Annotated in this window: 9 protein-coding genes and 2 pseudogenes; 1 reads left to right on the top strand and 10 read right to left on the bottom strand. The window is 34.7% G+C overall.

Annotated elements, in window-relative coordinates:
* Nucleotides 1-81 precede the first annotated feature (81 nt).
* The 9 genes and pseudogenes from IW22_RS05665 to IW22_RS05625 form a co-directional block, all read right to left on the bottom strand.
* Nucleotides 82-480, bottom strand: coding sequence for a hypothetical protein (locus tag IW22_RS05665; protein ID WP_034724929.1), 399 nt, complete (start codon nt 478-480; stop codon nt 82-84).
* Nucleotides 481-1,230: 750 nt separating this feature from the next.
* Nucleotides 1,231-1,668, bottom strand: a pseudogene (locus tag IW22_RS24610) (RHS repeat domain-containing protein); the annotation flags it as partial.
* Between the two features lie 352 nt (nt 1,669-2,020).
* Nucleotides 2,021-3,172: an RHS repeat-associated core domain-containing protein gene (locus tag IW22_RS24805; RefSeq protein WP_034724923.1), complete on the bottom strand. Its 1,152-nt coding sequence runs from the start codon at nt 3,170-3,172 to the stop codon at nt 2,021-2,023.
* 148 nt (nt 3,173-3,320) lie between these two features.
* Entirely contained in the window at nt 3,321-3,698 is a 378-nt protein-coding gene (locus tag IW22_RS05645; RefSeq protein ID WP_131401697.1) for a hypothetical protein, read from the bottom strand.
* Complete coding sequence (locus IW22_RS05640) at nt 3,688-7,308, bottom strand: DUF6443 domain-containing protein (RefSeq protein ID WP_081873892.1); 3,621 nt, start codon at nt 7,306-7,308, stop codon at nt 3,688-3,690. Before IW22_RS05640 ends, IW22_RS05645 begins: the two co-directional genes overlap by 11 nt.
* Before the next feature lie 10 nt (nt 7,309-7,318).
* Nucleotides 7,319-8,443, bottom strand: coding sequence for a hypothetical protein (locus tag IW22_RS24600; protein WP_228384003.1), 1,125 nt, complete (start codon nt 8,441-8,443; stop codon nt 7,319-7,321).
* An 11-nt stretch (nt 8,444-8,454) separates the two neighbouring features.
* The gene (locus tag IW22_RS05630) at nt 8,455-11,565 is read right to left on the bottom strand and encodes a hypothetical protein (RefSeq protein WP_034724920.1); all 3,111 of its coding nucleotides are present in this window, start codon (nt 11,563-11,565) and stop codon (nt 8,455-8,457) included.
* Nucleotides 11,566-11,574: 9 nt separating this feature from the next.
* Entirely contained in the window at nt 11,575-12,102 is a 528-nt protein-coding gene (locus tag IW22_RS24595) for a T9SS type A sorting domain-containing protein (protein WP_228384002.1), read from the bottom strand.
* A complete protein-coding gene (locus tag IW22_RS05625) occupies nt 12,032-13,159 on the bottom strand; it encodes a hypothetical protein (RefSeq protein WP_228384001.1) in 1,128 nt (375 codons plus the stop codon). The genes IW22_RS24595 and IW22_RS05625 overlap by 71 nt, the downstream gene beginning before the upstream one ends.
* A gap of 373 nt (nt 13,160-13,532) precedes the next feature.
* Between IW22_RS05625 and IW22_RS24590 the strand changes: the two are divergent.
* A pseudogene (locus IW22_RS24590) lies at nt 13,533-13,751 on the top strand (short-chain dehydrogenase); the annotation flags it as partial.
* 190 nt (nt 13,752-13,941) lie between these two features.
* Here the strand turns inward: IW22_RS24590 and IW22_RS05620 are convergent.
* Entirely contained in the window at nt 13,942-14,460 is a 519-nt protein-coding gene (locus tag IW22_RS05620) for a DUF2911 domain-containing protein (protein ID WP_034724919.1), read from the bottom strand.
* Nucleotides 14,461-14,488: the final 28 nt, after the last annotated feature.

Here is a 14,488-nt window from a genome sequence, read left to right as displayed (position 1 = left end):
ATCTTAAATTTCAATGCTTTTAATTACTTTTTATCATAGATTGTACCAGCAAGGATATTTATTAATTTTACTAAAATAATACTATTTTTCATTTTTATCAGGTCTAATTAATTTTAAAGAAATAGAAAAACTTACAAGAATACTTATTAAAAATATGATGGTAACATAATTAGCATCTAAACCAAAAGTAAATAACTCTAGTATTATATTCTTATGTGTAAGTATGTATACGGTTATTAAGAATACAGTTATAGAAATCAAAATAAATAAAATCCATTTTAATCTAATTATTTCAAAATAATTTAAAATAGCTATTATTAGACCATCTAAAACAAATCCAATACAAAAATACATGATGCAAAAATAAAAAGTATAAGCAAACATTTCAGTACCATATCCTTCAAAAATAAAAACTATTATTAGTGGTAATAGAAATAATAGAATATGATATAATAAATTAAATAATATTATTCTTTTCATTATTGATTATTGTGTAAAAGTTACAAAAGTTCTATCTTCTGTTGTTTTTTCCCATTCTCCCTTTTTATTCCGCTTATACATGTCAACATCAGTATTTACAACATTTCCTTTAGCCTGTCCATTAAAATGTCCATTTCTTGCTCTTAAATAATTATTAATTGTACCAACTTGGTTACCTGCGACAGAAAACATCTGAGCACCTTCTCTTATTCTTACTTCTGTCTCAAAAACAGCACTATTTTGTTCTGTAGTGCCTCCACTATTCGCAACGTAATTAAATGTAAACATATCAATTTTTCCTGCTCCTAATTTCGAACCCAAATTATCTGCCAAACTATTTGCATATTCTAAATACAGGTCTGGTCGATTGGCAATTTTATCCGGTTCATGACCAGAAAATAAATGTCCTTGGCCGTTGGGATACATTGTATCTCCATCAGACATCATTGTATGTGCATAACTATCTCCAAAATAATGCAAAGCCCTTCCTACTTCTGCCATAGATCCTGCACTATGTAGCATATTTCTTGCAATATTTCTTGCAGTTCCTGAACGTCCTCCATTTAGAGCATGTATACTTCTTTGTAATCCTGGATCCATCCAAGTACTTGGTGACGACATAACTTCACCATTTCTCGCCATTATATTGTCCGGAGCTTCTGTATAATAAGCTAACGAATATGCATCTTTTCTTCCCATCATCGTAGCCATTAAATAGACAGTCCAAAAATGGCCATCCGTTTCATATGCACCATTGGGATCTAAAAACCTTACTGGATTATTGTAAGCATACCTAAAGGGTGATAGATTTGGAGCTTTCTCCGCCAGCGGGTCCACAACACCCCATCTTCCAATCTCCGGCATATAGAATCTCGCTCCATAATCATACATCCCACTCTCCTGAAGCTCCTTTCCATTGTACTTGTATTTATACGCAGGATTTCCTGATAAAACATTATATCCTTCATGCTTCAATCCAAACGGATAATAATTACTCTCCTCAATGATTTCTGCTCCTGAGCCGTTTTTAAAATAGCTCAAACGGGTATTTCCAAGATGATCGGTATAATTATACACATATTTTCCGGTTTCAAAATTAAAATAACCTTCTGCGGTTGGGAAGAATTTCAATGTGCCATTTTCATACTGGAAATCTATGGTTTTTCTACCGAAGATTTTTCCTACTTTATTTTAAGCTAAAATAATAAAACCACTGTAGAAAACAGTGGTTTATTTTTATTGATGGACGCGAGCAAAATGCTCGCGTCAGCTGTTGGCAGTACTTATAAAAGATCCAATTTATAGAACATATATGCTATTACAATTAATAATAAACAAAATACAATCAGGCCTATAAAAGAATTATAAAATCCTTGTTCTAAACTTTTCGAGCTGGTTACAATATCTTGTTTTTTTAAATTCTTGTCAAAAATTTTCAAAAAATAATATCTAACATTTAATCCTAAATATTGAGTAATTATTCTTCCAAATATTATTTCAAATAAAGCTTCCATAATTTATTTTCTAAAATTATTTAATATTAATCAAATTGTGGTCTATAACCAACATTTTTTCTAAACCAATTTTGAAAGCCACCGTTCGGATTAGCTAAATTTCCGACAGCTTTAGCAGCTGGCAATGCTTTCGTTCCACTTCCCAAACTGCTATTTACATAATCCACTCCTTTGTTCAAAATATTATATACAGCTCCTTTTGTTCCTGATCCTGTTGCAAATCTACTTAACAGCGAGATACCTTCAGGCATTAAAGATTTTATAGCAGTTACCCCTCTTCCAATGGGCACTAATGTAGCTGTAGTATTAAAAGCAGCATCAGCTTGTTGGTAATTAGAAGTTCCATCCAAATTTCCATAATTTCCTCCTAAAGGATTTTTCCATTCTGGGCGCTCTAATAATCCACCGTCAAAAATTTGAGCAGTAACATAAGCATTGTTTACTACACCATAAGAAAATTTTGCAGCAAAATTATCAGAACTTGACCATGTGCCAAAAAAACCTTTATTACTATTGCCATCCCATTGGCTCAGATATGAACCAGTTGAGATATTTGTTCCTGCTCCAGTTGTAAAACTCCCACCTATGGTACTTCCATCTTGGGATGTAACAGAACCATTTGTATTTAAAGAGTATGAATAACTTCCATCTGTAGCAGAAATTGTGGCAGATGAATAAACACCTTCTACATTTTCATAATTTGCTGCCGTAGCTTCTGATGTTGTTTTTATGTTGGGATCATAGGTCCACGTTGACGCCCCATTAGAAGTTTGTTTAATCCAATCTGATTCTGACCTTCCGTCTGGGTCAATAAAACGGATAGGATTATTAATAGCATAATTATAAGGTGTAAACCTTCTTGACTTCTCCGCAAGCGGATCCACCACTCCCCATCTTCCAATCTCCGGCATATAAAATCTCGCCCCATAATCATACATCCCACTTTCCTGAAGCTCCTTCCCATTGTACATATATTTATACGCAGGATTCCCAGATAAAACATTATATCCTTCATGCTTCAATCCAAAAGGATAATAATTACTCTCTTCAATGATCTCTGCTCCTGAGCCATTTTTAAAGTAGCTCAAACGTGTATTTCCAAGATGATCAGTGTAATTATAGACATATTTCCCTGTTTCAAAATTAAAATAACCCCCTGCGGTAGGGAAGAATTTCAATGTGCCGTTTTCATACTGGAAACCGTCTACATAATCTTTGGTGTCTGTACCAAAGATCTTTCTTACTTTATTTTAAGCTAAAATAATAAAACCACTGTAAAAACAGTGGTTTATTTTTATTGATGAATACGATCGAGTGAGAATTATTTCATTTAAGCGCTTTTTCCTTTCTTGCTATCTCAAATAAATTATTCTGAATAATACTATCTCCTCTAAAAATATACTCTATGGAATCTCCCTTATTTTTTGAAATAGAATCACCTATTTGATAAGAAGTTTCCATAATCTTCTCAGACCCGTTTGAGAATTTTACATATAAAAAATTATGCTCATTTTTATTAACGTATACATCAATAACTTTTGTATGTCTATTAATTTTTAAAAGCTGTTCTTTGGTTAAATTATCTGAATTATAATTCAAATAAAAAACAATGAGAAATACAATTGACCCGAACATTAACAAAAAAATAATCAGTGATTTTTTATTAGACTTATCTATTTCGGGATTAAAATAATTATTGTCCATATACATGTGTGTTAGATTTTGTCCACATTACGGGTAAGGATTGTGCTGATGCTTTAAAAACACCCACACCGGCAGTACTGTAGCCAGTATTAGCAGCTTCAGAGTTTTGTCCGAAATGAGAAGGTATAAAGTTATCAATATTTCTATATCCATCATATTTATCATTAAATGTTCCTCCATATGAAAAGTTAAGAGGACCATCTCCACCAGAATAAGAAACGCCCGTTCCTGCAAAATCTGATGTAACAAATTTATGATTTGGATCTGTAGGCATTATAATTCCTTTTTCAAATCCTGCTGATGCACCAAAACCAATATTTGCATTAAATGAAGAAAACCAATTTGTTTCTCCCTTACTACCAGTTACCTGACCAACACTAAATCCAAAACCACCTCCTATTGCATAATTTGCACTAAAACTCCAATAACTTCCTGTATTAGAAGCTCCGGCTTCAAAATTTGTACCATCTGGAGTTGTTAAGATTTGTCCTCTATTTGCTGTGATACCTGGATTATTATAGTCTGAAACTGTTCCGTCTGGATGCAAAACAGCTCCCAAAACTTCGCTTTCAGAGCCTCCTTGCGTTAAAATACTAACATCACTAGTTCCACTATTATCAACATAGGCATATCCTTCGTGTTGATCTTTTCCGTCAAACCATTTATAATCTCCGGTCACATTATTTATATACCAATCCGTTCCTTCTCTTCCATCCGGATCAATAAACCTAATAGGATTATTAAACGCATAATTGTAAGGACTATGACGAGTCATTTTCTCCGCCAGCGGATCCACAACGCCCCATCTAACCAAATCCGGCATATAAAATCTTGCCCCATAATCATACATCCCACTCTCCTGAAGTTCCTTTCCATTGTACTTATATTTATACACAGGATTTCCAGATAAAACATTATACCCTTCATGCTTCAATCCAAAAGGATAATAATTACTCTCATCAATGATTTCTGCTCCTGAGCCGTTTTTAAAATAGCTCAAACGGGTATTACCAAGATGATCGGTATAGTTGTACACATATTTCCCGTTTTCAAAATTAAAATAACCTTCTGCGGTAGGGAAAAATTTCAATGTCCCATTTTCATACTGGAAACCGTCTAAATAATCTGTGGTGTCTGTTCCAAAGAGCTTTCTTACTTTTACTCCATCTGCTCTATACGTATAATCTGTTACTTTGGCATTCTGGATAACCTTTCCCGGTAAATTTAAATAATTATATTGAATAGAGATCCCTTTATCCTGCTGAACTGTCATATTTCCGTTCAGGTCATAGCTGATTGTACTTCCGGTACTTCCTGATGAAAGCGGATAACCGCTTAAAGCATTACCCGTTCCCACTTCTTTAAGATAGGCTAACTTATTACTCTGTTCACCATTTTCATAGTGGTATTCCAGGTCATCCATCACTTCAGGAGCGGTATAGCCGGGAAGCTGTCTTCCTCTTCTGAGCAGGGATTTAATATTTCCGTTCAGGTCATAGGTAAGCTGCTCATGGTATTCTCCTCTGTCTAAATTCATGGCATCCCAGAAACGTCCTTCCTTAAGACGGTTGAGACCATCATATTCATAGGAGTAATTTCTGAGTACAGCATCGCTTTGAGTAATCCATGACATCTGTGAGATATTTCCGTTGTACCTTGCAGAACCTGAAAACTGGCTGTCCGGTTTGCTGTACCTCAGCTCGTAAGCAAAGAGTTTATTCTGCAGATTGGAAGGTTCATTAAGTTTTGTAAGCCATCCTCTGATATTGTATGCATATTTGACACTCTGCAAAGGGCTGCCTGTTGTATTTCCAACATTTTTGGTCTGAACCTGTCCGAGATCATTGTATAGATTTTCAGCAAGAAGTTCCTTCACTCCACCATTTACTTCATTCCAATGTCTTACCAGCCTTTCCTGATGATCGTACTCAAAAGTTTCTTTGATGTTGACTTTAGTGGCATCTGCAGATCTTTTATGCTCAGTAAGCGTATATTCCGGCACCCCTGAAAATTTCAGGAAGCTTTCTGTTTTGGTGTATCCTCCGAGATGATTCACAGAATAAGTGGATATTGCCCGCCCTTTCTTATCGTAATAAGTATATGCCTTCGTCCAATTGTCATTGTCAATGTTTTTCACATAAGAAGCTGTAGGCAGACTTTTGGTACTCACATTCGAATACTGGGTAGACTGAGGCAGTACTTCCTGACCTAAAATGGTTGCAGAAATAGCAGGTGCCCCCTGAGGATAGGTATCATAATAACTGACTGTAAGGATTTTATCAATACTCGTAGGATAGGAAACATTTCCGTATTCTATATTCATTCCACTCAAGGCAAAACTGCCTCCACGGGCTTCGTAAGAAACATTTGCAGCCTGATTATCGACATAATTCTGGATGTTCTGTCTCGGAGTACCATCCCTTGAAATCCCGGTGTAGGTAACTCTTCCAAACTGATCATATTTGGTAAAAGTCCATGACTGGTCAGCGGTAAAATTGGTGATTCCATTTTTCAGAACGGTATCCCGATACAGAATCACCTGATCCTTCTTATTGTATACCATCTGTTCCCAGCCTTTTCCGGGAAGTTTCTTTTCTACCAATCTGCTTCTGCCATCATATTTATACTGATAACACAGTTGTTCCAGAGCCGAAGCAGATACTGACGCGGAAGCAGAAGCCAACGGCGGAACCACAACCGCCAACTGGTCATACTCATTGTACACATAATAGGTATCTGCATTTTCTGAAGCACTGATGACTTTTCTGACCAATAGAGTCTGTCCCTTACCATTCTTGAATTCTATGGTTTTATTGTTATCTTCATCCGTAACGGTATTTTTATACAGTTGCGCTTCCCCGTAGGTCCCGGATAGAAGTAATTCGGAAGAAGTCACTCCATCCGCCCAATTCGTGGCTGTTGTGGTATATTTTTTCACCTCGCCTGCTGTATTGGTATCATAGCCGAAAACAACAGGTTTGTTCTGCCAGTCGGCACCCGGATTTTTCTGACTCAGAATCCTGTCAAGCGGAGAGTTCTCTAAATTTTTATGGCTGAAAGGAAAAGAATCATTAATCCCGTTGGACTGATAATACGCATTGACTGCCCCTTCCACTCCGGTCTGGATATTTCCACTCTGGGATGCCATCGGAACCGGAAGCCAGCTGTCTACCTGCCGTCCAAATCCATCATAAGGAATATGCGTTACCATATCTTTCCCGGTAGGAGTAGATTTAATGCTCACCGACTGCTTAGGTCTTCCAAGGCCGTCAAAAAACTGAACACTCTGTATCTGTTGCAAAGATCCGTTTGAAACTTCGGTAGGCACTAAATACTGTCTGGTATACACATAATTTTCAGTATTTGGGATATTCGCCGAATAATCAACAGTGATGGGTGTATAGGTATTTCCCGGATTATTGGGTGAAGTTCCTCCGATATAGGCCCGAAATGTTCCATTGACAGAATTAAATTTGAATCCCGGGAGCATGCGTATACTTTGGGGATCTGCTACTTCCGTATTGGGAGCAGGAGGAGAAGTTAACACCACCTGTCCGTAATGATGCATCCCCCATAGCAATCCGATGCTTATATATAATTTTTTATACATAGCTTTTTAATTAATGGGTGATACTGGATTTCATCTTAATAAGCTCTTCTTTCAGTTGCTTAATCTCTAAAACGGCTTTTCCTAAATCCGTATTTTCTGTTTCTAATTTCTGAATTTTTTTCTGCTGATCTTTTAACTGTTTGTTTTGTTCAATCACATACAAAGTAAGCTCTTCGATCTTTTGCAAAAGTTTAATCTGAAATTCACCAACATTGACCCCTTCTTTTTCCATGACTTTAGCTGAAGCTATTTCCGGTAAATGTTTTTTCTCTTTAATATGCTTGGCCACTTCCTCCAGCTTTGGAAGGTCATAGCTTTCTTCAAATACGAAATCGGCTGTCGGAGTCAGGGTCACTTTGAGTTCTTTAGCTTCCAGTTTTCCTTGCAGTAAAGCGTTTCCATTGGGAGTAATTTTCATAACTTCGCTCATTGTCACAGGTGTGTTCAAAGCAATCTGTTGAGGAGTCTTCATTAAGAAAATTATCCCCTCATTATCCAGTGTGATCGCTGTTTTTGCTAAACTAAGTGAACCATTACTGGATAGCCATCCCAAGCCAGTACCATTAGCCTTAACCCCAAAACTCATGTAGGTTGAAGCAGAACTTCTTAAAGCTCCCCAGTTACTGAGGGAACCATCCTCATATCTTATTGCAAAAGCATTAATTCCTTCTGATGAACTACTGGATCCAGCTAAGATATTACCCAAAACGTCTAATTTTTCTTTGGGCTGTGTTTTACTTATTCCAATATTTCCATTCTCGAGGATTGAAAATCTTTCAACTAAGTTTACACTATTTGTGTTATCCTGAAGTAAAATAGAAAATTTTGACCCAACTGTATTTCCTGATTCTTCAGTAGCTCTTATTCTTGCTTTAGGATTACCTAAGTATCCCGCGAATTCCAAAGTAGGATATTTTGGATTGGCAGAAGAGGCACTCCAACCACCGGTCGAAATCGTTATTTTCCCTCCGTTTTGATCACCAACTTCTAAATTGGAGTGAGGGTCATGAACCCCGATTCCCACATTGGTTGATGTTGGAGTTGATGTTGGATTAACACCACTTCCAGAGGTATATAATTGTGCTGAAGCAAATTGAGCGGCAAAAAGGCCTGCAATGAATATTGTTTTTTTCATAATTTGAGTTTTTATTGTTTGTAATTGTATTTGAATTCTTTAAGGATTTTGTACACAGGATTTCCGGAGGCATCTTTATCAAGCTGTTTCACTTCTTTCAGTCTATTGGCTGTGTCATAAATATAGATCTCTCGGATTCCTGAAGGAGGAGTAATACTGGTCACACCAATTAATGGATTGTAAGTATACGTACTGATCTGACAACTAGATAAAGCAGAATTATTTCTGAACAGATCTAAAGCTATCATTAAATCTTGTTCGGAAGCCTGTGTACCCAACTGGGCATCGTTGTTTGAAGCGTTTACAATATTGTCAATCAATGACTGACTGATATCTGAAAGTTTTGCCCCTTCTATTTTAGCGATAGGCTGGGTTTTGTTATAGCCCCAAATGATTGAGATTGGAATACCATCTTTTGAAGTATACTGTTGAAGATTCCCTTTAGAATCATACCTATCATAATTTATTTCTGTTGACAAAACATTACTCCGAATATCATAACTTTGTGTTAAATAAGGCTGTGGAAATCCTGATGTCTTAACATCTGCATCAGATTGATTTACCGGATATTTGGATTCAGTTTTAGATATAATCTTATTATTCCGTTTTACTTCTGTTTCCATTGGAACTCCGACCATATTTTTATCAACTAAAAATTGATTTGCCTTATTATGAGCATATTGATAAGATACTTCGGAAATTGTCATGTCAGTTGAAGTTGAAATTTCGTTGATCAATAAATTTCGATTTTTATCATAATTATAAATTTTATTGATAATTAAATTTCCATTAGAAAGGAATTCGGAAATAGAGGTTCTTTTAAGAAAAATTTGATGAATTGGAATATTATTTTTAGAATTTAATGAATAAACTAGGTTACTATAAGGATCCGGATTTAAAATATTATCGTATTTAGAAAATACCTTTGATACTTTGAGAGAATCTTTTAAAAAATAATCATAGGTATTCATAGTCTCTTTTAATTTATTCCCATTACCGTCAAAATACGCTTCTCTGGTTAAATTCCCTCTCCTTATACTTAAATTTAATGTATTTTGATAAGGAAATTTAAAATGTTTAATGAATCTTTTATCATATGCTGATACTGTAGGAGGCTGAATAACATTTCCATTGAGAACTGTAAAATCTGTTTTACTAACTATATTAGGGCATTCAGAGAAATTTGAATATTCTCTTACAATGCTGCCTCTACCAAGTTTTTCCTCTTTCACCCTTGAATAAAGAACAATTGTAGATGTATTAAATTCCAGCCCTACGTTATTTGAGCTGAAGTTTAAATTTGAGGGTGGAGTAAAGAATGAAACCTGCCCAGAGGATGTTCCATCTATGTTAGTGTAAAAATAATTGGATTCATTCAATATACTATTTTCATCAACATACTTTAATTTTTTTATTCTGGCTGTCCCGAGTATATATTCAGCACCTAAATATTGAAATCTATCATTTTCATACTCAATATTTAAACTTGCACCAGTGGGATATTGAAGTTTAGATAATAAACCTATCAGAGATAATGAGTTAGGTGTTCTATTAACAACTCCATCATCGTAATTAGTTGAGAAATTAGTTAATTGAAATGGTAAAAAATTATCTCTTTCCAAATTTGGATAATAAAAAATTCGATCATCAGGATAAGCATTAGCATTATTTGCCTGAGCATAATCTGGCAATTGAAAATCACTATTGTTATCATTGAAATAGCCAAGAAAATCAACTTTTGAAGAGGATCTTTTAGGAAAAATGTTATTAGAATTGTTGTTGCCGTAATTAAAAGAATATTCTCCTGTAGTTGAATCTTTTACTTTATCAAGTCTTAACCTTAGACAGTCATATTGATCAGTACAGTTTGGGGTGCTCGATAAAAAATAACTATAATTTAGATTAACAGTTTTTATAATCTTATTTGCTATATTATCCTTGATTATTATTGATGTTAGAGCATTATTAGGATAATCCTGTCTTGCTTGGTCATAATTAAAAATAATTTCTATCTGATCTGATTTTATGTTTTTGAGTCTTTTAGGCTCCATAAAATAAGAGTATAATATTTTGTTATAAGCAGGGTTCTGTGGATAGGAAAAAGAGGGTGCCGTAGATTCAGAAAAAACATTTCTTACAGTATAAAATGGGCTGTCAAAATTAAGCTCCAGTCTCCTATTTCGTGACAAAGTCTTATGGTTATATGAATTTTCATATTTCTCATAGCTAAATACAACCTTCTTACTGGAAGATGGAGATTTAACTGATTCTAAATACCAAGTATTAGGACTTTCTTTTTCTATTGGAAATTGCTCAAAAAAAGAACTCGCTGGCCAAAAATCATTAAAAACTCCTTGGAGTTGGCCAAAGTTATACTCATAACCTTTTTCATTTTTAAAAGTAAATTTTTCAAAACTAGTAATCGAAGTATTATATGGAATATTATTTGGCGAAAAAGTGAATGTGATACTTTTGTATTGAAGAGGAGCAACTGATTTATAATTACTATTCTTCATAAAACGCGGGATATATAAATAATTAATATCACAATTATTTAATGGACAATTTGTGAAATCTTTTTCTAGAAAGAATACATCACTTAGTCCTGGAGCATTAATATGATAGAAATCAGGTGATGAATCAATTTCATAATCTAAAAAACCTCCAAATGGATATGATCCTTCATCTATATCTGTACTGTGATAACCTTTTTTTGTTCTCCACCATTTTTGGCTGTGTATAGGTTCAAAATCATGGCTGTATGGATCAAAATAATTTTGTATACTAGTAATATCTTTAAAATCCTTTACTTCATAAGTAATAGTTCCACCAGCATTCAAAGTCCAACCCAAACCTGTATTTGAAGCTGTTTCTGAAACTTTTATACCTTTAGTAGTATAATTTAATGATATTGGGATCTCCATATCATCAACCTGTAATGTATAAATTGGAATAGTAATATTTGTTCCCCCAATTGCTTCTATATTAGGAAAGTCTTCATACTTTAACAGTTTGTTCGTTTCTGGAGTAGAGATATTGGGTATCCCGTCTTTCCTTTGTGCATAAAAGGACTGGGACAATATTAATTTTATAAAAATTAAATAAGTAAGAATCTTTTTCATTTTAGGTTATTATTTCTTAATTAATTTCGCACTCGCTGTCTTATTCGTATCTGTCTTTATCGTGACCAGATAAGCCCCCTGAATCAGATTCTGCGTATTAATCTTGGTTACTTTATTCTTGGTTTTCAAATTTTGAAGCTGTCTTCCACCCATATCATACAGGATAATATCCGCTTCTTTGAAATCAAACCCTATTTCAACATAAGCATAATCTGAAACTGGATTTGGATAGATTTTGATGTCTTGTTTTTCTACCAAGTGATCAAGTTGCTTATCTCCAAGTTTCACAATCTTCCAGTTCTCTTTTCCAAGTTCTTCCGCACTGGTTCCTGCAATGATAATACTGCCATCTCTGTTTAGTTTTATATCTGAAAGCCGTTCTTCACGTTTTCTGGACTCACCTTTTACATGTTTTCTCCACTGCTCATTTCCGTCTCCATCCAAATACAGCATCCAGAAGGTTTCATCATCTGTTTGTATTTTTCCTTCTGCCTGAGTGTAACCACCCAATAGAAATTCCTTTAGAAGATTTATCATCTGCTGAATGAAGTACACTTGTTCCCATCAGAATATCTCGATTCCCAAAATTGTAAGATTTTTGCCAGATCTCTTCACCTCTTTCATTAAGTGAGATGAGCCACAAATCTGTTCCCTCTTCAATCCCTACAGTTTTATTTCCTGATCTTTCGGATCTGGATTCTCCACCGATAATATATCCATTTGAAGTCAGTGCCAACGTTCTTAAATGATCATCAGCTTTTCCTCCAAAATTCTTTTCCCATTCTACTTTTCCAGATTTATCGAGTTTAATTACCCAATAATCTCCTTCTCCAAAGTTTTCCGTTTTCTTTGAACCGCCCAAGTTGCTTCTGGAATACATCCCTACCAAAACACCTCCATCTCTAGTTGGAATCATTTTTTCAACCTCGTCAAGACCTTTCCCACCAAATATAGATTGTGACAATTCTTTCCCGTTTTTGTCAAGTTTTACAACTAAAACATCTTTTGAACCGTAACCTTTTGAAGAGTTCTGTACATTTCCAGCTGCAAAAAATCCTAGATCTGTAGTTTGAATGACTGATCTTGCTTCTTCATCAGATGATGATCCCAATGTTTTTTGCCAAATTTCATCTCCGAATTCGTTAAGCCTGATCAACCAAATATCTGAGCCTCCTTTGGATTCTTCTTTTTTATCCAATCCTTTACCTGAATAAGAAGTTCCTGCTGCTAAAAATCCACCGTCTTGTGTAGATACTGAAGCTGACAGGTAATCATGATTGTTTCCAGAAAAGTATTTTTCCCAGACCTCTTGCCCCTGTTGATTCAGTTTGACCAAGTGAAAATCGTAACCATTATTCTGTTTATTATTTTGCTGTAATTTGTTGCTCTGAATTGAGCTACCTGTAATCAAATACTGCTGATCAATAGTAGTAGTCACTTGGCTTAAAAAATCTTGGGTACTGGACTTAATGTCTTTTTGCCAAACAACTTCCTGAGCATAGCTCAAGATTGTGCACATTGTAAATGCACTCATGTAGAGTTTTTTCATATTTGTGTTGTACTTAATTTTTTGCGAATATAATATAATTTTCAATGCACGTTGAATTATTTCACTTTTTTCTTATCATATCTGATTGGTTTATTGTTATGTATCAAAGGTATCTCTACAAAGCGGCAAAACATGTCGTATTATATGGCTGTATATTTATTTTATAGCTTTGTTTAAACGAATTGGACAAGCAAATAGTTTTGATTTTCTCTATCCTTTATTTCTAGTATTCGATCTGTAGTAGTAATTGGTATGTGCTTTTTATAATTTTTTCGACTTCAGTCTCTGGGATATTAACTGATCTGGAATATTCTCCTGCTTGATCAAATAAAATTAAACCATTCATTATCAGACATCATAACAGCTTCTAATTCCGAAAGCTGTTTAGGACTCATAAAAACAATATCAATAAAAAAACATTCATTATGCTAAAAAAAATGATTTACAAAACAAGGTTGTATTAATTGCCGGACATGCAAAAAATTTAGGAGGACTTCTAAGCAGAAACTTTGCTGCAAAGGGCGCAAAATTGGCTATCCATTACAATAGCAATGTAGCTTATTTCTTTATTCAGGAAGCAGGTAAAAAACTGAATGATAAAGGAAAAATCTGTACCGTCGTGATATCTTTGCTTGCAGAATCATAAAAGTGATTGAAAACACGCTCGTCTTGGTCACTTTAAGATATAGCTATCAAATAGTTATATCTTTTTTTCATAAATATCTCTTTATCAAATTTAATTTACAAGAGTTATCTTTGATGTAATATCAAACTTTTAAACAAAAAAAATCCCGCATTAACGGGATTTTAATTTCTTATATTCAAATTTATTTGATCTCTACAGGAACTGAGATTTTATCCCAATCCATTGTGAATCCATTACTGTTTATTTTATATACTAAAGTTTCCTGTGTTGCTGGTAAAGCTTTTGTTTTTACATCTACACGCAAAGCATCTTTAGATTCTTCGTATTTGTAAGCGCCCCACTGTTTTGGCTCTTTGTTAAAAATCGCAGTCCAGGTTCCGGTTTTTTTAGGGATTAAGAAAAAGCTGTATTTACCTGCAGGCAGCGGTTTACCCTGAACGGTAATATTTTTATCCGTTTCGAAAGTAGTGGCCTCATTGGCACCCGCACGCCAAACTTTATCATAAGCTTCTAAACCACCCCAGATTTCACGTCCTTTTACAGAAGGACTGCTATAGGCTATGGTAATGGTTGCATCTTTAATTTTTCCTGTAGCGGTAGCCGGAGGGCTGGCAGGTTTTTTAGTATCCTGTGCAAAGGCATTCATGGAGATTGTCATTGTCGCAACAAGGACGACAGCAGATTTAATGATAGTTTTCATAATATTTTTGTTTGTATGTTTACTTTGT

This window comes from Chryseobacterium sp. JM1 (genome assembly GCF_000737715.1).
Taxonomy (GTDB): domain Bacteria; phylum Bacteroidota; class Bacteroidia; order Flavobacteriales; family Weeksellaceae; genus Chryseobacterium.
Note: the sequence above shows the minus strand (reverse complement) of the source record. Positions and strands in the feature narration are given on the sequence as shown.

Bases quoted from the DNA above. Each gene is read 5' to 3' on its own strand.
- IW22_RS05665 (WP_034724929.1), bottom strand. From the start codon at position 480: ATGAAAAGAATAATATTATTTAATTTATTATATCATATTCTATTATTT.
- IW22_RS24595 (WP_228384002.1), bottom strand. From the start codon at position 12,102: ATGATAAATCTTCTAAAGGAATTTCTATTGGGTGGTTACACTCAGGCA.
- IW22_RS24600 (WP_228384003.1), bottom strand. From the start codon at position 8,443: ATGAAAAAAACAATATTCATTGCAGGCCTTTTTGCCGCTCAATTTGCT.
- IW22_RS05645 (WP_131401697.1), bottom strand. From the start codon at position 3,698: ATGGACAATAATTATTTTAATCCCGAAATAGATAAGTCTAATAAAAAA.
- IW22_RS05620 (WP_034724919.1), bottom strand. From the start codon at position 14,460: ATGAAAACTATCATTAAATCTGCTGTCGTCCTTGTTGCGACAATGACA.
- IW22_RS05630 (WP_034724920.1), bottom strand. From the start codon at position 11,565: ATGAAAAAGATTCTTACTTATTTAATTTTTATAAAATTAATATTGTCC.
- IW22_RS05640 (WP_081873892.1), bottom strand. From the start codon at position 7,308: ATGTATAAAAAATTATATATAAGCATCGGATTGCTATGGGGGATGCAT.